General features: G+C 64.6%; 13 protein-coding genes. 4 read left to right on the forward strand and 9 right to left on the reverse strand.

The window, feature by feature from the left end; all coding sequences use genetic code 11:
• Positions 1–8: 8 nt before the first annotated feature.
• The 3 genes from mscL (at position 9) to ACCQ13_RS15025 (ending at position 3,073) form a co-directional block, all read left to right on the forward strand.
• A complete protein-coding gene (gene mscL, locus ACCQ13_RS15015; RefSeq protein ID WP_372372294.1) occupies positions 9–440 on the forward strand; it encodes a large-conductance mechanosensitive channel protein MscL in 432 nt (143 codons plus the stop codon).
• Positions 441–550: 110 nt separating this feature from the next.
• Positions 551–1,969: a M28 family peptidase gene (locus tag ACCQ13_RS15020; protein ID WP_372372295.1), complete on the forward strand. Its 1,419-nt coding sequence runs from the start codon at positions 551–553 to the stop codon at positions 1,967–1,969.
• Positions 1,970–2,020: 51 nt separating this feature from the next.
• Positions 2,021–3,073 carry a LacI family DNA-binding transcriptional regulator gene (locus ACCQ13_RS15025; RefSeq protein ID WP_372372296.1) on the forward strand — a complete coding sequence of 351 codons (1,053 nt, stop codon included), beginning with the start codon at positions 2,021–2,023 and terminating at the stop codon, positions 3,071–3,073.
• Between the two features lie 133 nt (positions 3,074–3,206).
• On the opposite strand, the gene ACCQ13_RS15030 is transcribed toward ACCQ13_RS15025, so the two are convergent.
• The 5 genes from ACCQ13_RS15030 to ACCQ13_RS15050 all read right to left on the reverse strand — a co-directional run bounded on the left by ACCQ13_RS15030 (position 3,207) and on the right by ACCQ13_RS15050 (position 13,712).
• Positions 3,207–4,247, reverse strand: a complete 1,041-nt coding sequence (locus ACCQ13_RS15030; RefSeq protein ID WP_372372423.1) for a cytochrome P450 — start codon at positions 4,245–4,247, stop codon at positions 3,207–3,209.
• Positions 4,248–4,363: 116 nt separating this feature from the next.
• The gene (locus tag ACCQ13_RS15035) at positions 4,364–4,453 is read right to left on the reverse strand and encodes a tryptorubin family RiPP precursor (RefSeq protein WP_218956274.1); all 90 of its coding nucleotides are present in this window, start codon (positions 4,451–4,453) and stop codon (positions 4,364–4,366) included.
• A 340-nt stretch (positions 4,454–4,793) separates the two neighbouring features.
• Positions 4,794–6,476: a glycoside hydrolase family 6 protein gene (locus tag ACCQ13_RS15040; protein ID WP_372372297.1), complete on the reverse strand. Its 1,683-nt coding sequence runs from the start codon at positions 6,474–6,476 to the stop codon at positions 4,794–4,796.
• 689 nt (positions 6,477–7,165) lie between these two features.
• On the reverse strand, positions 7,166–10,102 hold the full coding sequence (locus tag ACCQ13_RS15045) for a TonB-dependent receptor (protein ID WP_104603422.1): 2,937 nt from the start codon (positions 10,100–10,102) through the stop codon (positions 7,166–7,168).
• A gap of 139 nt (positions 10,103–10,241) precedes the next feature.
• Positions 10,242–13,712, reverse strand: coding sequence for a glycosyl hydrolase 2 galactose-binding domain-containing protein (locus tag ACCQ13_RS15050; protein ID WP_159407473.1), 3,471 nt, complete (start codon positions 13,710–13,712; stop codon positions 10,242–10,244).
• Between the two features lie 216 nt (positions 13,713–13,928).
• Here ACCQ13_RS15050 and ACCQ13_RS15055 point away from each other — a divergent pair, with 216 nt between their 5' ends.
• Positions 13,929–15,893, forward strand: coding sequence for a glycoside hydrolase family 97 protein (locus ACCQ13_RS15055; RefSeq protein ID WP_159407474.1), 1,965 nt, complete (start codon positions 13,929–13,931; stop codon positions 15,891–15,893).
• 143 nt (positions 15,894–16,036) lie between these two features.
• Here the strand turns inward: ACCQ13_RS15055 and ACCQ13_RS15060 are convergent, their stop codons facing one another.
• The 4 genes from ACCQ13_RS15060 to ACCQ13_RS15075 form a co-directional block, all read right to left on the reverse strand.
• On the reverse strand, positions 16,037–17,524 hold the full coding sequence (locus ACCQ13_RS15060) for a neprosin family prolyl endopeptidase (RefSeq protein WP_158251446.1): 1,488 nt from the start codon (positions 17,522–17,524) through the stop codon (positions 16,037–16,039).
• 526 nt (positions 17,525–18,050) lie between these two features.
• On the reverse strand, positions 18,051–19,562 hold the full coding sequence (locus ACCQ13_RS15065; protein WP_372372298.1) for a carboxylesterase/lipase family protein: 1,512 nt from the start codon (positions 19,560–19,562) through the stop codon (positions 18,051–18,053).
• A complete protein-coding gene (locus tag ACCQ13_RS15070; RefSeq protein WP_104603418.1) occupies positions 19,562–20,473 on the reverse strand; it encodes a TrmH family RNA methyltransferase in 912 nt (303 codons plus the stop codon). Before ACCQ13_RS15070 ends, ACCQ13_RS15065 begins: the two co-directional genes overlap by 1 nt.
• 478 nt (positions 20,474–20,951) lie before the next feature.
• Complete coding sequence (locus tag ACCQ13_RS15075) at positions 20,952–23,627, reverse strand: M1 family metallopeptidase (RefSeq protein WP_104603417.1); 2,676 nt, start codon at positions 23,625–23,627, stop codon at positions 20,952–20,954.
• Between the last annotated feature and the right edge of the window lie 3 nt (positions 23,628–23,630).

The raw sequence follows: 23,630 nt of genomic DNA on the forward strand, positions 1-23,630 counted from the left end.
GAACACTTATGGCAATGGTCAGCGAGTTCAAGCAATTCGCGATGCGCGGCAATGTCATCGATCTTGCGGTCGGTGTGGTCATCGGTGCGGCGTTCGGCAAGATCGTCACCGCGCTTGTCGAAAAAATCATCATGCCGCCAATCGGCTGGGCCATCGGCAACGTGGATTTTTCGCGGCTGGCATGGGTACTCAAGCCAGCCGAGCTGGATGCCGCCGGCAAGGAGATTCCGGCGGTGGTGGTCGGCTATGGCGACTTCATCAACACCGTTGTGCAGTTCGTCATCGTCGCGTTTGCGATCTTCATGGTGGTCAAGCTGATTAACCGCCTCAGCCATCGCAAGCCGGACGCCCCCAAGGGCCCAAGCGAAGAAGTGCTGTTGTTGCGCGAGATCCGCGACTCGCTCAAGAACGACACGCTCAAGCCGCCGACCACGCCCTGACCAGGCGCATCCATTGCGCGCTTCGCGCAGAAGGATGACCTTTCGCACGCAGACGGGGGACCTTGCGCTGATAAGCTCGGGGTTCCCTTTGTCGTTTGGAGCCGCCCTGCATGCGTCGCCTCGCCGTTGCCATCTCCGCCCTGCTCGCCTGCGCGTCCGCCTGTGCCGCACAGACCACCATCCCCGACAGCGCGCTGCGTACCGCCGCGCAGCTGCGCGAGCAGGCGCTGGCCGACAACACCGGCTTTGCAGTGGTGCAATCGCTGACCACCGAGGTGGGGCCTCGCCTCGCCGGGGGCGAGGCCGACCCGCGTGCCGTGGCCTGGGCCAAGGCCAAGTTCCAGTCGCTGGGCTTTGACAAGGTGTGGACCGAGCCGGTGACCTTTCCCAAGTGGGAACGTCGTAGCGAACACGCCGCCGTGCTCGGCGCGCACGCGCAACCGCTGACCATCACCGCGTTGGGCGGCAGCCCGGGCGGCAGTGTTGAAGGCGAGGTGGTGCGCTTTGAGAATCTTGCCGCGTTGCAGGCCGCGCCTGCCGGCTCGCTGGCCGGCAAGATCGCCTTCGTCGACTACCAGATGGTCAAGGCGCGCGACGGCAAGGATTACGGCAATGGCGGCGCGGTGCGCAGCAAGGGGCCGTCGGAAGCGATCCGCAAGGGCGCGATTGGATTCGTGATGCGCTCGGCCGGCACCGATTCGCACCGCGTGCCGCATACCGGCATCACCCGGTTCGACGAAGGACTCACCCCGGTGCCGGCAGCGGCCTTGTCGGTGCCCGATGCCAACCAGCTCGCCCGCCTTGCTGCCTTGGGTGCCACACGCATCCGTCTGGCACTGGATTGCGGCTGGGACGGCACCGCGACTTCGTACAACGTGATCGGCGAGATCACCGGCCGCAGCAAGCCCAAGGAAGTGGTGGTGATCGGCGGGCACCTGGATTCATGGGATCTGGGCACCGGCGCGATCGACGACGGCGCCGGCGTGGCGATCACCATGGCGGCAGGCCACCTGATCGGGCAACTCAAGCAGGCGCCCAAGCGCAGCATCCGCGTGGTGGCCTTCGCCAACGAAGAACAGGGCTTGTACGGCGGCAAGGCGTATGCCGCGGCGCACGGCAACGATGCCAAGGACATGGCGCTGCATCAGATCGGCGCAGAGAGCGACTTCGGTGCCGGGCGCATCTATGCATTCAATACCGGCGCGGCTGCGCCAGAGGACTCGCGGGCAGCGACCAAGCAGATCGCCGACGTGCTTGCGCCGCTGGGCATCGCGTATGAGCCGAGCAAGGGCGGCCCCGGCCCGGATGTCGGGCCGATTTCCGCCAAGGGTGGCGCCTGGGGATGGCTGGCGCAGGATGGCACCGACTACTTCGACCTGCACCATACCGCCGACGACACGCTGGACAAGATCGACCCGAAGGCACTGGCGCAGAACGTGGCCGCCTACACCGTGTTCGCGTATCTGGCGGCCGAAGCCGATGGCGATTTCGGCAGCCGCGCCAGCGCCGTGCAGCCGCCGAACGAGTAAGCTGGCACCGCGTTGCACGCTTGCGCTTCTACTCCAGGACGAGCACACACCATGGTGGCCAGGCGGCAACGCAGTGCGAACAATGCGGCGACCTTGCTTGACGTCGCCAAACACGCCGGTGTGTCGCCGATGACCGCATCGCGCGTCATCAACCGGCACCCGCATGTCGGCCAGGACATGCGGGCGCGGGTGGAAGCATCGGTGCAGGCGTTGGGCTACCGGCCCAATCTGGCCGGCCGCTCGTTGCGTACCAGCGGCCTGCTGCGGATCGGCGTGCTGTACAGCAACCCCAGCGCGGCCTACCTCAATCAATTCATGCTGGGGCTGCTCGAGCAGAGCAGCCTCAATGGCAGCCAGGTGCTGGTGGAAAAATGCGGCGCCATCCGCAGCCAGCGCGCCGCTACCGAGCGCCTGCTGGCGGCCGGCGTGGATGGCGTGATCCTGCCGCCACCGCTGTGCGATTCGCGCCAGACCATTGCCGAACTGGATGCACGCGGCATTCCCGTGGTGGCCGTGGCCAGCGGCGCGCCGATGGCGCAGATCAGTTCGGTACGCATCGACGATTACCAGGCTGCGCGTGCCATCGTGTGCCACCTGATCGAGCTCGGGCACCGGCGCATCGCCCTGGTCAAAGGCGACCCGAAACACACACCCAGCGCATTGCGTGCCAGCGGCTACCTCGACAGCCTGCAGGCGGCAGGGCTGGCGATTGTCGATGAACTGATCGCAGACGGCCTGTTCACCTACCGCTCCGGCCTGATCGCTGCACACGGCCTGCTCGCCCGGCCGCAGCCACCCACCGCCATCTTCTGCAGCAACGACGACATGGCTGCCGCCACCGTCGCCGTTGCGCACGGGCTGGGGCTGCGCGTGCCCGAGGACGTCTCGGTGGCGGGATTTGACGACACACCGGTGGCCACCACCATCTGGCCCGAACTCACCACCGTGCATCAACCGGTGGCGGCGATGGGGCGCGCCGCCGTCTCGTTGCTGGCCGACGCCATCCGCCAGCGGCGCAAGGGTGTTGCCGCAGACGGCGTGCACCAGGTCATGAAATACACCGTGGTCAAGCGCGCTTCGACGGCTGCGCCAGCGAAAGGCTGATGGATTGGCGCGCACCCATTGGCCGTTGGGGTGACCGTGGCGACTGCACGCGTAGGTGCACCGGGCAGACAGAAGCACCTCTGCGATCATCCATTTTGCCGATGCAGCGCGGTCACCTTGCAAGCAAGGTGCACTAGCTACGCACGACGTCAACCTCTGACACACCCAACAAGCCTGCCAAGGGTACCTGCGCCCGGCGTTGCCGTGGGCTGACAGCCAATCCCTGAGCACGCAGCCTATCCAACAACTGTTCGGCCAGGGGCATCACCATGTGCCTGCCCCAACAACGCTCCGAGGCATGACCGAACGGAAGATAGCCGGGCAGGTCATCTGGATCCAGCTGGTCCCAACGCTCAGGACGAAATGCGTCGGGAGATTCCCACAACGCAGGATCGCGGTGACTCAACAAGGGCAGGACCAATACATCGTCCTGCACGCCGATGCGGGAATCGAGCAATGGATATTCCGGCGATGCAGTGCGCAAGATATTCCAGGACGGCGGCAACAACCGTAAGGATTCGTAGACGATATTCCGGCTGGAACTCCCAGGATCAAAGGGCGATCCCAGCCAGAGCGCATTGGCGACCAGCGTCGAAATGGTGAAGCACACCGGCGCGGCAGTTCGTCGATACAAGCCCATCGCGAAGCGACGCGCCTGGTAGCCATCTGCAGCAGCAGTGAATGTCGCAAGCGCTGACGCATTGGCCTGCAAGCTGAGTGGCGTGATCGCACCGGCAGCGATGACCGCCCAGGTCAGCTTGGGAGTCAGCTCCAGCGTGCGGTCCATCAACACGCGTAACCGCAGTGGATCGCCCCCCAGCAACAGATCGCGCAAATACACATGGCCCACATGCGGCCACGGGCCTGCCAGATCCGCATCTGCCGCGATGGGGCGCTTCAATGCCTCGCGTACATCGCGCCCGATGGCTTGCATCAGTTTGGAGGCATGCGTGCGGGCGATCGATCGCCCCTGTAACGGTTTGAAGGTCGGCCGCTCGCCCTCGGTCGCCGGACGCGCATCGAGCAACCGATGTGTCAGCGTCGGCCCGGCAACACCAACGGTATCTCCGTCCAGCCGAAACATCTCCTTGCCCATGTGCTCGCGCAGGAGCGCGAACAGGCGCGGCGCGAACACAGTCTGCCTGCCGCATTCAGCGGCACTGGATAAAGACATGGAGATCACTCGGCTTCGATAACACCCGCGTCCGGCAAAACACTCACCTCGCGCGGGCGAACACTACCAATAGCACGCTGGATACAAGGCGTTTTCGGCCGCCCTGGTCAGCGCGGTCAGTACCAGATGTACCAGGAGTAGGACTTCAGGCTTTTGTTGGACGCGAGCAGGTTCTTGAGCGAGAACAGCATTTTCATGAGCGACATCCTATTCTGGGGAGTGGTTTGCCCTGATGGGCGATGCGCACAATCAATCACGTGTCACACGAGCGGCAATGGTCGCGCCCGCCACGCCAACATACGCCCGGCACTCAGCGACGAACATTGCGTGCGCGCACAGATTCGTCAGAGTGCAGAAACCGTAATGCAGTCATTTTCGTTCTGCAGCACGTAACTTCGCGTCACCTGAAAGCAACCATGGCAGGCAGGTGGCCAGGTAGCCACCCTCGGTTTTCATGCGACATGCGTTCAGCGCAGCGATACCGCAGGAGTCACAAGCTGCCACGCACATCGGCTGGCACCGGCATGCCGGCGCCAGCCGATCGCATCACCTGTTCGGTTTGGTGCGCACCACAGCCGACGGCGTACCCATTCCTGCCGCATTGTTGGCGCTGACCACATACTCGTAGCTGGCAACATTATTGACCGACTGATCGACGAACGAAGCCCCAGCGACATTGGACGCCACCGTCGTGAACGCAATGCCGGCACCACTGCGACGCTGCACCGTGTAGCTGCTCGCACCGATCACCGGCGACCAACTCAGCTTGACGCGGCGATCGCCGACGGTGGCGATGAGACCACGCGTTGCCTCAGGCACTGCGATCGGCGCAGGCCGCACTGTTGCCGCACTGGCCGTGGCGATCACCGGGTACGCATTGTTCACCAGCTCCACGAATTGGTTGTGGAACCAGGCGCCGGAGATCGGTGCGCTGGGGAAGGCACCGGTCAACACGCCATCGGCCGTGGTGTAGGTGGGATCGCACATGCGGTCGAAGCCCTTGCCCTCGTTGTTCGCGATGAGTGAGCTGGAACCATCGGATTCGCCCGGTGGCTTGACCCAGGCGTAGGCATCCAGATGCGGACCCGGCGCCGCCGTGGGCAGCTCGCCAATGCCGGCGCCCTTCTGATTGCACCAGTTGCCACGATGCAGACGGCGATCGATGCGGCCGGAATTGACGTAGCTGGTGACGTCGTTCCCGAACGCGCCACTCGGACGATTCGGCCCACCCCAACCATTGCGGCCCGTATCGATGATGAAGCCGATGGTGCTGGGCCAGCCCGCGCTGACGAAGCCATTGTACAAGGCCTGGGTAAAATCGGTCTCGTCGAAATATGGGTTCCATTCGTAGTATTTCGACGACTTGATCGGCTGCCCGTTGATGCTCAAATCGGGATTGGGGAGATTCGGTTCGTTCAACGGCGTGGTATTGGCGGTATTGGTGACGAACCCATCCACGCTCGCAAGGCCAGAACTGGTGCCCTGCACCACCCGGGTATACAGCGAAATCGATGGACCACGATTACTGTCCCAGCCCAACCAGCCGGAGTGCCCGATATCCAGATAGTTGTAGGTATTGGAAACGGCATGCAGCTTGTTGATGGCGTATTTGACGCCCTCCTCGTAAATACCGGTGGAGCTGGCCAGCGCGCAGCGCATGTCGTTCAAATTGGTGACCAGATTCGGCAAGCTGTCCGGCTCGATCACATTGACGATGCGGATATCCTTGTACTTCGGATCGGCGAAGATCGCGGCAATGACGTCGATATACTCTTTCTTGTAACGGTCCAGCGCTGCCGGCGTCAGCGGCAGCTCGCCATTGGAAGCAAGTGCATGACAATCGCGGCCCGGCAGGTTGTAGATGACGAAGCTGGCGGTGATCGGCATATTGGGCTTTTTCTGTGCCAAGGCCGCATCCAGGTGGCCGCGCAACCCCAGCCGCCCGGCGTTCTGGGAGCCGCCGCTGATCGCGGCAATGCGATCCAGCCACACCGCAGTGGGATAGGTCTTGACCACGCCCATCTGGGCCTTCAGCGTCGCACCTTTCACCTTTGCAATCGATGCATCGACCTTCTTGGCGTAGTCGGGATTGACATACCCGCTCGCACCCACGAACGGATTGTCGACATGGGCTTGCGCGCCCACCGCCCCGATCACGAACGGATTCACTGCCAATAGCGAAAACGCCAGCGAGCGCTTGAGATTGCGACGAATGCCTTTCCTGGTCATGACCTTCACCTTTATTGATCTTCGGATGGTTGGTACGAACGTTGGATTGCGGCGCGTCCTTTCGGCAGCCTTGCCTTGTCGTTCAAAACACTCGTCGGATCGTTTCCGAGGCCGGCCGAAAACGCTCCATCGACGCACGGCCGAAGAGAATTTCTGGAAGTTATGTCGGCAGCGCCCAGGACAACGCGCAGCCTGGGATGGCTGCCGATTCCTGAAAACTTGCCTGTCACCTCAGACGCGTCGAAGGCCTGGATATCGCGACGACATTATCTTCGCGACGGCAGCCTGCGTAATGTTCGGAGTGTCTCCAGGGAGCGATTGAGCGAGCAGCATCGATGCTGTGCCTGCGAACGGGTGATCGTGTTCGCCAGGCGGAAACTACGCCGCATACCTGGCATAAGCAATCGTCAAACATTGCGTTTGCACACAGATCCAGAGACTGTCCATGGCGACATTTCGACTGCGGGCATTACGCCACAAACGGACGTGCCATTCCGCACAAAAAACGGTCGCATCGCTTCCCGACGATGCGACCGAATGGGAGGGTACCCGGCGTTGACGCCGGGCGTACTGCAGCGCCGGACAACCGGCGACGGGAAGAACGCGCAATCACCACTTGGAGAGGACACACGGTAGAGCCTGTGTGGCACGCCACGCGAGAATGGCGTGCCACACGAGGGCAGGTCTGGTCAGAAACGCAGGCGTAGGCCAGCGTAGTAACGACGCTCGAAGATGTTCTGGTCGTAGTAGTGGTTGCTCCACTGCGCGTAACGACGCTCGCTTTGCCCGGTCAGGTTGGTGGCCTGGGCGTACAGCGTGAGGTGATCGTTGACGTCGTAGCTGAGCGACGCATCCAGGTAGCCCACGTCGTCGTTCCAGATTGCCAGCTTGTCGCCCCATGCGCCGCTATTGATCTGGCTGAAGCGCTTGCTGCGCCAGTTATAGGCCACACGCGCCTGCAATCTGTCTTTCTGATACCACAGCACCGCGTTGGCCTGGTGCCTGGAATTATCGCCGATCGGCAGTGTATTTCCCTGGATATCGGTGTTGTCGGTGTCGGCATCGGAGAACGTGTAGTTGAGGTTGGTGCCGAAACCGCTGAGCCAGCCTGGCAGGAAATCGAAGGCCTGCTGATAACCGATCTCGAATCCCTTGATCTTGCCGCCACCACCATTGACGATGCGCTCCACCGGGCCGCCCAGGCGTGCCACGCCATCGGCATCGGGCAGTGGCTCGATGTTGGTGACGGTGGTGGGGAAGGACTTCACGTCGATCAGGAAGGCACCCACGCTGAGCAGCGAGGCATCGGCGAAATACCATTCCCACGAGGCGTTGTAGTTGGTGGCGCGGTACGGATCCAGATCCGGATTGCCGGAGCGGCCATTGAGGAACAGCACCGCATCCGATGGCAATGCGGGATTGCGCGGCGGCGTACCGTTGACGGCGTAGAAACTCACCAGGCCACGACCGAGATCGGGCAGGTCCTGACGTGCCACAGCCTTGTTATAGGCAAAGCGCAGCTTCTGCGCGTCGGTGATGTCCAGCGACAGGTTGGCACTGGGCAACACGTCGGTGTATTGCCGGTTCAGGCGATTGGTGCCGATCGCAGGACTCACGCCGTTCCATTCGACGTTGCCGATAAAGACATTGCCACTGCTCAGGTATTGATCGATCGCCAGCTTGGTCTGCACGATGCGCGCGCCGATATTGGCCGTCCACGGCACGCGGCTACCAATGCCACCCTCCAGATTGGCGAGGAAGTACGCCGCGCTGCTCTTCTCGGTGACCTGATAGGAATCGGCGGCCTGCTGGTAGGCCACGTTGCCCGGATACAGGCTGTTGAGATAGGCGACCGGGTCTTTCATCACCTGCGGGTTGATCGCCGGCAGCCCCTGCGGCCCCAGGCCGTTGACCTTGAGCGGATCGAAGTCGTTGAAGTAGGCCCAATAGCCGGGGATGGTATTGAATGGCAGCAGGCGTGCCTCGGACACGCCGCTGCAGGTGTCGACGATCAGCGGATCCTTGAAGTAATACAGCGAACGGTTCGGATCGGCACACGCGGTGGAGACCGGCGACAGGTAGCGATAGGTGTCCAGTTTGAAATCGCGCTCGCCGTAACGGATGCCGAACTGGAAGCCGCGAACAACGCCATCGTCGAACTCGAACGTGCCGTCGGCGCGGAACGCATCCATCGTGGCTTCGATCTTGTTGCCCTGTGCCCAGGTGGACATCAGCTGCCAGTTGTCCGGATTGGACACGTCGGTACCAAGATTGACCGCCGGATAGGTACCGCGGAAATCCACCGAGGCATCCACCACCGGCAAACCGTTGGCGTTGGCCCATTGGCTGACGCCACCGGCGCGGGTGATGCGGTCGCCGCGCGTCACCACCGCATCGGCGCGGGCTTCGTCGTAGGTGCGCTGCGCATCGCCATGCACCCAGCGGAACGAGGCACGGAACGGGCCGCCGTCGTCGTAGCGCAATTCCAGATTGGTATTGAGCGCGTCCGAATCAGCCACGCCGGCCATGGAGTGCGCCTGGAAGCGGTTGTAGCGGAATTGGCCGTACTCGAGCACGCCGTTGGGATCGACCACCGATCCCGGCTGCAACTGATTGGTCGCCCAGCCGGTATGCAGCTGCGCGGCCACCGAGGTATCGTGATCTTCGAGCTTGGTGTAGGCCGCATCGGCCAGCACCGTCCAGGAGTCGTTGATATTGAACTGGAACGAGCCATTGATGCCGGTACGCTGGCGATCGGTGCTGCGGTTGTCCAGCTCGGTGGCCACCCAGTTGTAGAAATAATCGCGCGGCAGGTTGGACGGATCGGTGTTGCTACCGATGCGGCCGTCGCCGTTGAAGTCGAAGCCCACGTTCTGCTCGGTGGACTTCTGCGCGCCATTGGAATACACGCTGGGGTGCTTGTTCTCCAGCGTGGCATCGGAGTAGGACACCGCCAGCAACGCGCCCCAGCGCTCGGTGCGGAAGCTGGCCAACCCCGAATACAGCTGATTGGGTTCCTGCACGCGATCGCCGTACGACCCCTCGGCCTGGCCGCTGAAGGTCCAGCCTTCCGGCAATTCGAACGGGCGACGGGTCTTCAGCGAGACGGTGCCGCTGATGCCGCCATCCAGATCCGCGGCAGTGGGTGACTTGATGACATCCACACCGCTGAACAGCGTCGGCGGAATGTCGACGAAATCCGGCTGCGCGCGGCCGATGTTGGGCTGGCCGTACTGGTCGCCGCCACCGGCACTCAGGTACATTTCGCCGTTCATGGTGGTCTGCACCTGCGGCATGCCACGAATGTTGAGCTGCGAGCCCTCGCCGGCCGAGCGCCGGATCTGCACCCCCGGCACCCGCTGCAGCGAGTCGGTGATGGTGACGTCGGGCAGCTTGCCGATGTCTTCAGCCGAGATCGAATCGATAATCTGCGCGGCGGTGCGCTTGTTCTCGATCGCCTCGGCCTGCGCGCCGCGCACGCCCTTGACCAGGATCTTGTCCAGCTCGGTGACGCCGTTGCCGGTGCCCGCATCCTGCGCGGCAGCATGTGCAGCCACCAGTGCAAGCGCCGCCGCCAGCGCGGCGGCCAATGGGGTGTGATGGGTACTGCGAGACAGCTTGTTCATGGTCCCCTCCCAGGGATGACGACAAATCCACGACCGTTTCGAATGGCAGTGCCAAGGCACTGCGGTGTTGGCTGACCTACCGCACGGCAGGTCAGTGCGAATGCCGTGCACGCCACGGCACTTCAGCTCGCAGACGCATCTACGGCGATCCGTTGCCCGCGTCTGTCGAAGGTTCAACGTTCCACCCGCGCACCTGCAGCCGGGCAGTGCGCAGGACGGCGGCAGCCGGGCCGCGAATCTCGATCTCGCGCTGTTCGCCGGGCACCAGGCTCAGGTAGTTATCGCTGTAGTACGCCGGCAGGATGCGCTGCCCTTGCGCATCGACCAGCGTCAGCTTGGTATTCAATGCCACCTGCGGCGAGCGATTGCGCACGCTGGCGCGCAACACCGGTTCGGCAGCGTCGTCGAGCCGGGTAGCGATCTGCACCGGCACCGTTGCCAGTGCATCCAGACCACGCATGGCCTGCGCATCGCGCGCCACCCAGTAAAAGTTGCGCGACCGCACCAGCCCATCGTGGTCCAGTAGCTGCAGGCGTACGAAGCCCAATCCGTCGGTGGCCTGCAGCGCCGGCGCCAGTTGCAGCACCGGTGCCGACACCGCCACCGCTGCAGCGTCCAGCGCTTGTTCGTGCTGTTGCAGCAGCGCGCCTTGCGCCGAGTAGATCTCTGCTCGCACGCGCAGGTTGGCAACCGGTGTGGGGGCATTGTTCACCACCACCACCTCGTGCCCTGGCAGGTTCATCTGCACATGCAACATTTCGGCCGCGTTGCGCACACCGTAATACGCCGCGTGGGTGTCGTAATCGTGGCTGTAGATCTGCCACATGTTGCTGGGCCAGGCCGGATGGCTCATCCACAACAACCGCCCGCTGTTCCTGGTCCACAGCTGCGCGTTGAAGCCTTCGAAGATGGCGCGATGGGTTTCGTAGTTGAGCAATTGCGCCTTGCGCTCGAAGTCCTCCAGGCCGGTCGGCGCACCCAGTTTATCGGTCAGCGAACGCATGAAACTGGCGGTATCGCCGTTACCGGACTGATGCCAGTCGTGGTAGGCCCAGACATCGCCGATCGGCCACTGATCGGGCGCTGTCGGAACCGAGGCTTTGAACGATTCGAGTGTGGAGAACGAGGGCGTTCCCACTTCCACCGAAAACCCCTGCGCCAGCGCCGTGAAGTAGGCAGTCGGTTCGCGGTAGTTGTAGGGCCCACTGCTCTGCAGATTGATTTCGTTGGAGCTGCCGGTGTACCAGCGCGTGCCGTCCAGTTCGGCAACCAGCTTGTCTAGCCCTTCATTGAGGATGGGAGCCGGCACGCCCTCGTTGCGACCGAACCACAGCACGATGGAAGGATGGTTGCGGAAGCGCTGGATGACCTCGGCCGCGTTGTCCAGGAACAACGCCGCATCGGCCGGCTCCACGTTGTAGTTCTGCGTGGACTGCCAGAAATCGTTAAGGACCAGCATGCCGTATTCGTCGGCAAGGTCGAAGAAGCTGGCTTGCGTGTTCTGCCCAACCCAGTTGCGTACCACGTTGAAATGCGCCTCGCGCTGCAGGCGGAAGTACGGCTCCAGGCGCTCGCGCGATACCCGCTTGCGCCAATCGTCCATGCCCCAATTGCCGCCCTTCACCGCGATCCGCACCCCGTTCATGCGCAGCACCAGGTGCGGCGCCAGCGTGGTGTCGTCCAGCGGCTGCACCGCCGGCGAGCCGAGCGCGCCGGGATACAGCGATTGCGCATTGCCGCCGGGAACGGCATGGATCGCCTCGTGACGCACATCCACGATACGCTCGCCGCGTTGGCGTGCCTGGTTGAAATCCACCAGCACCCGCCGCAGCGCACCGCCCTCATCGAACAGCGACAATTCGTAGCTGACCTGGCGAATGCCGAAACGCACCTGCTGTGCGTCCGACTGCGCACCCGCCACTTCCACCCCCACCTGCAAGGTGTACAGCGCCGGCTCGCCATAGCCGTTGGGCCACCACAGCCGCGGATTGGCGATGCGTAGCTGCGGCGTATCGGCAGCGGTCAGCTTTAGCGTGCTGCCGCCGGCCGGCACGCGCACCTCGCGCTGGATGTGTATATCGCCTAATGCCAGCTGCACCGTGCCCTGTACTGCGGCGGCAGAGTCGTTGCGCAGCGGCAGGTTGATCTCCAGTTCGGCGTGACGGTGATCCGCTGCCAGACCGGCGGTCACCACCTGGACATCGCCGATCGCCAGCGGGCCGCTCGCATGCAGCTGCACGTCCTGCCACAGCCCGGCATTGCGATCGCGCACCGCCGGAATCCAGTCCCAGCCCTCACTGGCGATGAAGGTGGGCCCGTCCAGCGCCTGCATGCCGCCGTTCTCGCCCACCCCGGCGGCCATCGACTGCTCGTGTGCGATGCCCGGATGTGGCGGCGGCGACACGCGCACCGCGACGATATTGCGACCAGGCCTGAGCTGCGTGCTGACATCGAAGCGCCCGCGCGCAAAGGCACCGCGCGTGCGTCCGAGCTGGACGCCGTTGACCCAGATCTCGCCGGCATAGTTGATGCCGTTGAACACCAGCTCCAACCGCTTGCCCTGTGCGGCAGCAGGCAGATCGAAACGACTGCGGTACCACCAGTCCTGGCGGCTCAGGGATTCGGGAATGGCCATGTTGTTGAGGCCGATATCCGGATCCGGATACACGCCGCGATCGACCAGCGTGGTGAGCACCGTGCCTGGAACCGTGGCGACATGCCAGGTGTCTACGCCGGCCACCTCATCGCCGCGCGACAGGCCTGCACCCGTGGCGCTCCCGAGGTCCGAGGCCGCCGCCAGTTGCCAGCCACCCACGCGCCATGCAGTGGTGTCCAGCGGTTGCAGCACGGGCGCCGCGACGACCGGCCTGGCCACCGGCACGGGAAACGGTGCGGCGCTGCGCGGCAACGTGGCGGCGGCCTGTGGCGCGACCTGGCCGGTCATCTGCTTGACCTGCACACGCCACGCCGGCGATGCCTCCTCGAAACGCTGCAAGGCCGACTCCGGCCGCTTGGCCGCCTGCTGCACGATGGCTGCGGCTTCCAGCGCGCCGGCATGCGCGGCGAAGCCGGCAATCTCGCCGCCGAAATGCTGCGTGTAGGCGGCCGGTTGCTGGCGCGGACCAAAGACCAGCATCGGCGCAACTGCGGCCTGACGCACGCTGCCGCTGGCAACCTGGCGGCCATTGGCGTAAAGGGTCAGCCGTCCACCACGCGCCACCACCGCCACATGCGTCCACACGCCCGCAGGCAACGCCTGCCTGCTGCGCAGCACCGCATCGCCCCCTTGCACAAAGCCGAGCCTGCCCTGTTCGATCGCGAAGTAACGCCCGGCGGCCGATGGATCGCCCACCCCGGCAATCAACGCCGGCCCGCTGATGGCAGGCGATGGCCGCACCCAGCCGGACACGCTCCAGTCCGCATCGGCGGCCAGCAATGGTGTCTGCGCCGCCAGCGTCTTGGTCAGCCCCATGCCGCCGGTCAATACGCGCACATCGTACGGGCCGGGTGGTTGTCCATCGACCGGTGCGGCCTGTACCGCACCCCAGCCCATGCAACCACACAGCAACCACAGCGCTCCACGGCGGAGCGCATTGCGAACCATCAGCATTAGAGGCCTCTCCCAAGCTCTATTGCCAAGCAACGGTGCACACCGCTGCCACGCGATCAGCGAGCGGCGAACGCCGTCTTGCCGATGCCCTGCAATGGTGCCGCCCGTGGCTGCCGCCCCTGTTTCAGCGGCCATGGTGCGAGGTAACGTTACCCCAGCGCGATATCGACGACAACCGTTCTGGGTTAGGGTTGACGCTTCCAGGAGGAGGGACTCATGCGAAACCTGATCCAGTCCGTAGTACCGGCGGCCTGCGCGCTGCTGTGCCTGATCGCTGTGCCCGCCGCCGCGCAAGCGCTGCACGTGCAGTCGCCCGATGCACGCACGCGCGTGGAATTCTCGCTACGCGACGGCGGTGTGCCCAGTTACCGTGTGCTGTATCGCAACAACGTGGTGCTCGACGACGCGCCACTCGGATTGGACCTGGGCAGGGCCGATAAACTCGGTCGCGGTATGACGGTGTCCGGCAGCAGTATCGACACCCACGACAGCCGCTTCACGCTGCAGGTCGGCAAGACGCGGCAGGTGCGCGATCACTATCGGCAACTACGTGTGCAGCTGACCGACCCGCAACGCCGGCCGCTGACGATCGAATTGCGTGCCTACGACGATGGCGTCGCGCTGCGCTATGTCTTGCCCGATGCCGGGCAGGTGCGCATCCGCAACGAACTGACCAGTTTCGCGTTCCCGCGCGACTACCCATGCTGGACCTTGAACCTGGGCCGTTTCGGCACCAGCCACGAGGGCGAGTACGACGCCATCGCTGCGTCGAAACTGCGGCCGCACAATCTGCTCGAACTTCCGCTGGTCTGCCAGACCGATGCGAAAGGCACCACGCTGGCGATCGGCGAGGCGAATCTGCGCGACTACGCGGGGCTGTATCTCACCGGGCGCAGCGAGGGCGGGCTGGGCGTCTCGGCGAAGTTGTCGCCGCGTCTGGACGACCCGTCACTGGCAGTGCGCATCGATGCCAAGGGACGCGATTTCGCAACCCCATGGCGGGTCATCCTGTTGGGCGACACACCGGCCAGCCTGATCGAATCCACGCTGATGTCCGCGCTCAATCCACCACCGGCGTTCGATGCGAGCTGGGTGCGCGCGGGCAAGTCGGCGTGGGACTGGTGGTCGGGCAACCTGGCCAGCGGCGTGGCCGATCCGGGCATGAACACCGCCACCATCCGGCGCTACATCGATCACGCCCAGCAGTTGAAGCTGCAGTACATGCTGATCGACGACGGCTGGTATCACGGCAGTACCGGCGATGGCCAATACAACGCCGATGCCGACATCCGCCGCCCGGTGGAGCAACTGGACCTACCAGGCCTGGTGGCCTATGCGCGCGAGCGCAACGTGGGCCTGTGGTTGTGGGCGCACTGGCGCGCGCTCGATGCGCAGATGGATCAGGCGCTGGCGTGGTACCAGCAACTGGGCATCAAGGGCATCAAGGTCGACTTCATGGACCGCGATGACCAGCAGATGGTGGATTTCTACCATCGTCTGTTGGCCAAGGCTGCAGAGCACAAGCTGCTGGTGAACCTGCATGGGGCTTACCATCCCACCGGGTTGACCCGCACTTTTCCTAACTACCTGACCCAGGAGGGCGTGCTGGGCGCCGAGTACAACAAGTGGACCTCCCGCATCACCGCCACCCACAACCTCACGCTGCCGTTCACGCGCATGCTGCTTGGGCCGATGGACTACACGCCCGGTGGTTTCCGTAATGTGCGCCCGTCCGAGTTCAAGTGGCAGCACATCGCCCCGCAGGTGATGACCACCCGTGCACAGCAGCTGGCGATGTATGTGGTTTATGAAAGCCCGTTTGCGGTGGTAGCCGACAGCCCGGAGCAGTACGAGAACGTGCCGGCTGCGCAATTCTTGCGCGATGTGCCGGCCAGCTGGGACGAAACACGCGCACTGGACGGTGCCATCGGCGAACACATCGCACTGGCGCGACGTAGCGGCACCGACTGGTACATCGGCGCAATGACCAACGAGCAGGCGCGTACGCTAGCGCTGCCCCTGTCGTTTCTGGACAAAGGCAACTGGGTCGCCACGATCTATGCCGACGGCCAATCACCCACCGATGTCCATATCGAAACACGCACGCTCAATCGCCAGGACACCTTGCAGCTGACACTGGCCGCAAGCGGTGGCGCTGCGGTCAGGCTGCAGAAAAAGTAGCAAGGCCGTGCTGCGGAAACGTGATCGCGTGTACCTTGCACGCGATCACGATTTCAGCATGCGATGCCGTCAGCGCATCACGGCATCGCAGCCATTGACTCGGCCACGCCGCATGCACCGACGCAGTGCATGCGGCGCACTACTCAGCGCGTGCAGCCAGGTCCGCCGAAATAGAAACCGCCGTTCTTCATTTCCGGCGACAGGCTGGTGCGGGTGACGCCCGCGCCTAGGGCAAACGGATAGGCAAAGCCTGCAATGGCCATCGTATAGCACGCAGGTTGCTTCACATTCATCGACGACAGGCGCTGCGCCGGGTGAGTCACCAGTTCCGCATCGCGATAGAAGTGGTTGGCCTGGAAGGCTGCCTGGCGATAGCCGGCCGCAGCGAAACGACCACTGCCCATCGGGGCGCTGGGGCGACCATCCCAAGTGGAGATCTCCCCCCCCGCAGAGATGTAGATCTTTGAACTTCCTTCGGCCAGCTCGCCTTCGTACAGCTCGGCCTTGTAGTAACCGATCCATTCGCCGTTCAAGCGGAACCACCAATAGCCATCGGCATTACGCTGGAATTCCACACGCATCATCGCCTGCGCCCCGCCAGCGGTGCTGTAGCCACTGGGTGGTGGGGCACCAAGCACGTTGGCAGTACTGACCTGCACGAAGTCGGCGCAGTCGAGATTGTGACAGCCCGTGTGGGCATAGCCGTCCTGGGTCGAATAGATGAACAGCAACGGTCGCGTGCCCCAATTTGCAGCCGGCTGGGTCTGCCAGCCTGCTTCCACGGTCTGAGCCAGGCCTGCGCTGCTATTGCCAACCAGCCAGATCTGGCTGATCGACTGGGCATCGTTGTCGCCCACTGCGGGCACCCAGGTATTGAGGTCAGCGCCGGCGCCGGTCACTGGCGAGCCGGCGGTGTCCAGATAGACGACGGAGTGATAGTGCTGCACCAACGAAACATCCCGTACCGCCGATACCGTCGCAGCCTGCTGCGCGGGTGCGATCGCACGCGGCGTGGTGCCACGCAGAAAGCTGCGCAGATCTGCATGCTTGCTCATGTCCGACAGGCCAACCCGTTCAAGCGGCACACTCCCGGCATCGCAACGCTGTGCGGTATCGGTCGCAGTCAATGCGCCGGTGCCTGCATCCATGGTGGGTGGTGCCACCAGTGGGCTGCCATCGCGCAGTGCTGGTTGCTGCTCGCGCGGAATACAGTCGAATACCTTGCCGCCCTGATGCACGCTGCGCAGGACCGTCACTCCGTTATAGCGATTGAACAGATAACGCTGCATCTCGGCGAACGCGGTGGGGTTGGCGACCTTGGCCGACGCGCCGCGCCTGGCGTAGCTAAGCTGTGCCTGCGCGTCAAGAAACTGCTTGAATTCGCTCGTGACCTGCGGGAACGCGCGCGAGGCTGCGGTAAGCAACACGGTGTCCTGTTGCACGGCTGCGACGCGTGCGGTTGCAGGCGTTTGCAGCAGCGGCGGCATCACGGCATCGACCTCGCGGTCGCGCGTTGCAGAGATCGATGGTGGCAACAGCGTGGCGGCGATGCTGGCCGGAGCCAATACGCAAACAGCGAGCGCGGTCAAGGCACGGCCGATCACGATCGGCCGAGTAAAAGTACAACTCATGGATGTTTCCCCTGTACGCCGAAAAGAAGCGGCCTGCATGCGGCGCAGCCTGCAGACAGCACCAACACGATGCAAGGGCATACCGATGTTCACCTGGATATGCACGACTGCCGTGAAGGCGTGCAGATACTAGTAGTTGCGTTCGCAGGGACAAGGGCAATTGCGTGTTGCGTGACATGCAGCACGCGAAGAATGCGATATGCCATACAACTCTGTAGTTGCTGTCCGACGACACTTGTGCGTACGGTAGGCAACGTTGCGCAAAGGTGCGTGCGGTCACGTCAACTTGGCATGGCTGCTCTTACTTTTTTGTCTTACTTTTTGCAGCCTGATTGCAGCGCCACTGGCAGCAGTTAAACATCCGCTGCGGAGCGGCTGAGCTGTAAGCGTAAACGCATGCCTGCAGATACCGCTGCAATATACCAAGGCCACGCATTAGGTGCCGCAGGGTGTGCCGGAGCGGGCGGCAACAGCTCCCGCGCCGCCAGGTCACAACGCTGCTACTGCCGTCACGATGACCGTCGCTTCAGGGCAAGTCGAGGCCCGCGCAGCTGTCTGGCGCCGCGTCGCTGATCTGCTGTACTCCACGCGCATCGAAATGCAGCGCCGCATGCCCGGGCGCAAACGCCGGCCAGGCCGGCAACTGCTTGGCATTGGGGTTGCCTTGCTGCACAAAGGCAGCCCAATAGCGCTGCAAACTCACCGGCGGCTGTCCGATCGGCAGATCCTTGAACAGGAACGGCAATTCGGCGCTATGGGTCACCTGCGCGCCGGGTGCGGCGGTATCGAAGACGTAATGCCATACCGGTACGCCCAGTGCGGCCTGGTGCTGGGCGACGATCAACGCCGGACAGCGGAACGTGAGATCGGTGGACAGCTGCATCGCCGCATTGCCCTGCCGCGCCGCACGCTGCTCTGCGCGCGCGCGCTGCGCCTGCAGCACGGCATCGGCACGATCCGGATAGTCGCGGCGCAACCGTGCCTGCGCTCCCTGCTCGCCGCCATAGGTGAGTTCCTGCACCACGTAACCGATCAGCAGCGGCACCTTGGCTTGCGCGCCGCTTGCCAACAGTTCGGCTGGCGCGCGCGGCAGCACGCGCCCATCGACAACCGCCTGCAGCCAGATGTAGCCATCGTCGTCCAGCGCCGGCACATCCACGCCCTGCCCGGCCTTGAGCAGTTGGTCCACCGGCAGCGCACGCAATTGCGCCAGGCGCGTGGCCGGATCGTCGATACCGGCACGCTTGGCGATGCTCACGCCCAGCGCGCGATTTTCTTCCAGGCTACGCGCCGGCAAGCCGAAGCCGGCGGTGCCACTCTGTTCGATGGCGGCCGAAAACAACCCGCGTGCAGGTGGACTGAGCATCAGCAGGCCCACGTCCTGGCCGCCGGCCGATTGCCCGGCAATGGTGAGCCGCGCCGGGTCGCCGCCGAACTGCGCAATGTTGTCGCGCACCCAGCGCAAGGCCGCAATCTGGTCGAGCAAGGCGTAGTTGCCGGCCGCCGCGTTGTCGCCATCGCGCAACTCCGGCAACGACAGGAAACCCAGTACGCCCAACCGGTATTGCAGTGTCACCACCAGCATATTCTGCGCAACCAGGTTGGTCGGTAGATGCCCGTCCGCACCACCGGCCACATTGGCGCCACCATGGATCCACACGAACACCGGCAACGGCGTGGCCGGATGCAGCTGCGGCGTCTGCACTTCCACATACAGGCAGTCTTCGCTGGCGCGGCTGGCCATGGCGTTGTTCCAGCCCAGCGCAGGCTGCACGCACGGCGTGGCGGCCTGGGTGGCGTCACGCACCTGCGTCCATGCGGCGGCCGGTTGCGGTGACCGCCAGCGCAACGCGCCCAGCGGCGGTGCGGCGAACGGAATCTTGCGGAACACCGCGCTGCCATCGTCCTGCCACTGCCCGCGCAGCGCACCGTGGTCGGTGTGCACTTGCGGCGGCGCGGCAGGCGTGGGCGCCTTGGCAGCAGCAGCGCTGCCGGTGACAACGCAGGTTGCAGCAAGTAGCCAGGCAGATGGACGCATCAGAGCTCTCCAGTCATCACACGGGCACGCCAGGCGGCCTGGAAAACCGCAGTGGCCGAGGCCACGTTGAGGCTTTCGACCTTGCCGCTGCCGCCGATGGACAGCTGCAGATCGCAGTCGCGCGCGAACTGGCGGTCCATTCCATCGCTTTCCGCCCCCATCACGTACACCAGGCGTTGCGGCAGGCGGGCAGCGAACACGTCCTGGCCGCCATCAACGAGCGTGGCCGCCACTGCAAACCCGGCGTGCCGCAACTGCGCCAGCGCCTGCGCAGTCTCCGGCAACTGCACCAGCGGCACCGCTTCGGCACCCCCTTCGGCGACGCGGGCCGCCGCGCCGGACAACCCCAGCGTGGAGCCGGCCGGCAGCAGCAGGCCGGCCACGCCGAAGTGCGCCGACGAGCGCAGGATCGCGCCGAAGTTGTGCGGGTTGCCCACGCCGTCCAGCCACAGCGCCAGCACCGGACCTGGCGGCAGCGCGGCCAGCCATTCCTGCAGCGGCTGCGGTGGCACGCGCAGCACATCGGCCACCACGCCTTCGTGGTGCGCACTGGCGGCGAGCTTGCTCAGGTCGGCCTCCTCCACCACGCGGTAGCCGATGCGCTGGGCCACACACCAAGCCAGCAAGGCCTTGCACTGCGGAATCCGCGCCTGGCTCAGATAGAGCTTGCGCAGCGCCTGTGGGCGCGCCTTGAACACGGCCTGCACGGCGTTGATGCCGTACAGGCGCAGCTCGCGTGCATTGCCGCCCGATGGCGGCGCTGCCGACGGGCCGGCGTCGGGCGCCCGTTGCGCGAGCGGGTTAGGCGCGGGTGCGCGCGGCGCGGCGCGGCCCCAGGGATTGTGCGGGCCGCCTGATGGCTTGCCGCCATCGCGTGGCGGCCGTGGGCCGCGTCCATCGTGCTGTGTCATCGTGGTATCCAGAAGTTCGCGTGCATTGCCGTGTCGCCTGGGCCGTATGGCCGTTGAAGGCGCACTGCGTTCACCGCCCCCGCAGCGCCAGCCGGGGCCGTCGCTGCAGGTACAGTGGCGACGATGGTAAGCCAGTGCATCCCCGCGCGCGCATCGCGGTACTGCGGCACCAGGGCCGGGCATACGCCACCGGCCTGCGTGATTGGCCACAGAGCGAGCAAAGTACGACCGTGCCGGCCTCCGCTACTTGTTTCCAGCGCTGGCGATCCAGCGAGCGCGATGCCTCGTCCATCGCCCGGATCCTTGCGTGCGCAGCCTCAGAAGTACCGATGTTCGGCACATGGCGCAGCGGCTGCAACTGGAAGGCCGTTGCAGACGCAAATCTCTGCCATCGGCCAACAGCAGCAGCCAAGCGTGCGCATGCATGAGCGCCGGCAGTGTCCATCGGACCACTGCGGGCCGGTAGCATCTGGAAACCTCAGCGCTTGGCGGTCTGTGCCTGTTGCAGTGCAGCGCACAGGCGGATGGTCTCGCTGGCCTGAGCCAGGCCGCGATCGGCACCGCTGAGGCTGGTCAGGCGCGGCTTGAAGAAGGCCTCCAGGCGGTCGGCTTCCGCGCTGCTGCAACCGCCGCTCGCACCCAGCCCAGGCAAGCCACCACCATCGAACGAGCCGCTGCGTTGCACGATACGGTCGAAATTTGCGGTGAACCACGGCCACATCGACGCATGCGATGCCTGCTCGTCATGGCCGCTGCGCAGCAGGCTCTTCATCTCGCCGACCTTGATGGCATCAGTGAGTGCAAAATCCCGGACCTGCTTGAGCAGTGCCGGATCCTGCACCGCGCCCAGCCCGTCGATCATCGCGTTGCGCTGTGCCGGGTCGGCATGCGTGCGCAATGCCGCGATCAAGGCATCCACCGCGGCGGCGCCACGTTCCTGCACGCTCACCGCCAGTGCGTTGCCGAGCAGGTCGGGATTGGCCGCAGAAAAGTCCAGCGCACCGTTGCCGCCGGCCAGCACGGCATCGCCCTGGGCAAGCAGGGCCTTGCGTACTTCGGGGCTGCGCAGGCGCAAGCCGAACAGGCTGGTCAACGAACTCCGTAGCGTGATGTCGTCGATCGATTCACCGCTGCGCCGCGTGTAACCCAACTGACGCAGGCGCGGCAGGTAGGCCTGCTCGGCCACCTTGCGCAATGCGCCGCGTTGCGCGTCGGTGCTGGCCTGGTACTGCCAGATCCACACGAAGCGGTCCACCAGCGCGGTGGACACATCGGCCGATGGAGACGGCGCCAGCTGCTTGATCGCTGCCAGCACCGCATCGCTGTCGGCATCGCCATGGCGGTAGGCCGCATCGATCGCATCGGCATAGGCGAGCTTCTCGCTGTCATCGAGCTGGCCGACCTGCTTGCCCAGTGCGGCCAGCTGCTGCTTCGGCAGGCTGAAACGGTAATAGCCGGCACCACGCGCGTTCGGGAACACCCAGGTGTTCTTGCCCGCCCCTTCCAGCACGATGCTGCCGCTGGCGCTGTCCAGCAATTGGCAGGCCGTACCGACCTGGTTGTTGCCCTTGCCGTACTTCACGCACACCGGCACGCCCCACTGCTGTGTGGTCGATCCGGTCGAGCCCAGCGGCAGATATCGCTGCTGCCGCAGGTTGACCACGGTCTTGCCACCGGCGCGGGCCACCTGGGTCTGCAGGTACGGCACGCCCGGCTGGTCGAGGAAACTGCGGAAGGCGGCCTTGAACGCCGCGTCCTTGCCGGCGCCTGCGGCGATCGCATCGACCAGGTCGTCGGCGGTTGCATTGGCAAACGTGTGCCTGGCGATATAGGCGCGCATGCCCTCGCGGAACACCTCTTCGCCGACAAAGGCTTCGAACATCGCCAGCACCGCCGCACCCTTCTGGTAGGTGATGCCGTCGAAGGCGGTTTCGATATCGCCGTTGCCGGTGATCGGTTGGCGGATCTTGCGTGCGCTGACCAGGCTGTCGTTATCCATCGCGTGCTGCGCGCCGCCGATGCGATCCAGGTTGGCGTGATACTCCGGATGCAGCTGCATGGTGATCTTCTGCTGCATCCAGGTGGCGAAGGCCTCGTTGAGCCACAGGTCGTCCCACCATTCCATGGTCACGGTGTCGCCAGTCCATTGATGCGCCAGCTCGTGCGCATTGGTGTTGAAGGAGCGCTGCACGTTCACCGCCGGTGAGTCCTTGTCCAGCAACAGTAGCCAGTCGCGGAAGGTGACGAAGCCGGGGTTTTCCATCGCGCCGGCGCTGAAATCCGGGGCGGCCACCAGGTCGAGCTTGTCGAACGGATAGCCGAAGGCGTAGTACTCCTCCAGCGCGGCGATGATTGCCGGCGTCTGGTCCAGTGCGGGGGTGATGCGCGGGCCCTGCCCCTTGGCCGCGATACCGCGCAACGGGGTGGCCGCAGGCCGCTGCGGCGTGGCCGGCATTGCCGGTACGTCCACCACATCCCACGGACCGGCCGCGTACGCCACCAGGTAGGTGGGCAACGGCACGGTGGGCGCGAAGGTCACTGTCTTCCAGCCCTTGCCGGCCGGCTTGGTCGAGATGGCGATGGTATTGGCCAACGCCTGGTCGTCCTTGGGCACGGTCAGGCTGATGTCGAACGGCGTCTTGAATGCCGGCTCATCGAAACCGGGAAATGCGTAGCGCGCGCTGATCGGTTCCATCTGGGTCATTGCATAGGCATTGTCCTGGTACTTCACTTGATACAGGCCCTGCAGCTGCTGATTGAGCGGCGCGCTGTAGGTGATGTCCACGGTGAGCGTCTGCGGCTGGAGCGTGCGACCGAATTCCAGCCGCGCCACACCGGTCTGCGCATCGGCCTGCACATAGCGCGCGGTCAGGGCCTTGCCCTTGCCGGGCGTGACCGTGGCCTTGCTAACCTTCAGCTCCTTGCCGTGCAACCAAAGGTGATCGGAGGCCTGCTTGAGCTGCACGCGGATGGTGCTACGGCCGCTGAACTGCGCCTGGTCCGGGTCGATCTTCAGCGCCAGGCTGTAGCGCTCGGGCACCGCCCAGGTCGGCAGCCGGCCGTTGGGCACCGGTTCGCTGGCGGACTGGGCCAGCGCGGCGCCACAGCACAGTGCAAGGACGGAAGGAGCGAGCAGGCAGACGAGACGACGCATGGG

Source organism: Xanthomonas sp. NCPPB 1638 (genome assembly GCF_041475635.2).
In the GTDB taxonomy this organism is placed as follows: Bacteria; Pseudomonadota; Gammaproteobacteria; order Xanthomonadales; family Xanthomonadaceae; genus Xanthomonas; species Xanthomonas cucurbitae.

Coding starts and splice junctions, on each gene's coding strand:
- mscL (WP_372372294.1), top strand. CDS start 9: ATGGCAATGGTCAGCGAGTTCAAGCAATTCGCGATGCGCGGCAATGTC.
- ACCQ13_RS15020 (WP_372372295.1), top strand. CDS start 551: ATGCGTCGCCTCGCCGTTGCCATCTCCGCCCTGCTCGCCTGCGCGTCC.
- ACCQ13_RS15025 (WP_372372296.1), top strand. CDS start 2,021: ATGGTGGCCAGGCGGCAACGCAGTGCGAACAATGCGGCGACCTTGCTT.
- ACCQ13_RS15030 (WP_372372423.1), bottom strand. CDS start 4,247: ATGTCTTTATCCAGTGCCGCTGAATGCGGCAGGCAGACTGTGTTCGCG.
- ACCQ13_RS15035 (WP_218956274.1), bottom strand. CDS start 4,453: ATGTCGCTCATGAAAATGCTGTTCTCGCTCAAGAACCTGCTCGCGTCC.
- ACCQ13_RS15040 (WP_372372297.1), bottom strand. CDS start 6,476: ATGACCAGGAAAGGCATTCGTCGCAATCTCAAGCGCTCGCTGGCGTTT.
- ACCQ13_RS15045 (WP_104603422.1), bottom strand. CDS start 10,102: ATGAACAAGCTGTCTCGCAGTACCCATCACACCCCATTGGCCGCCGCG.
- ACCQ13_RS15050 (WP_159407473.1), bottom strand. CDS start 13,712: ATGCTGATGGTTCGCAATGCGCTCCGCCGTGGAGCGCTGTGGTTGCTG.
- ACCQ13_RS15055 (WP_159407474.1), top strand. CDS start 13,929: ATGCGAAACCTGATCCAGTCCGTAGTACCGGCGGCCTGCGCGCTGCTG.
- ACCQ13_RS15060 (WP_158251446.1), bottom strand. CDS start 17,524: ATGAGTTGTACTTTTACTCGGCCGATCGTGATCGGCCGTGCCTTGACC.
- ACCQ13_RS15065 (WP_372372298.1), bottom strand. CDS start 19,562: ATGCGTCCATCTGCCTGGCTACTTGCTGCAACCTGCGTTGTCACCGGC.
- ACCQ13_RS15070 (WP_104603418.1), bottom strand. CDS start 20,473: ATGACACAGCACGATGGACGCGGCCCACGGCCGCCACGCGATGGCGGC.
- ACCQ13_RS15075 (WP_104603417.1), bottom strand. CDS start 23,627: ATGCGTCGTCTCGTCTGCCTGCTCGCTCCTTCCGTCCTTGCACTGTGC.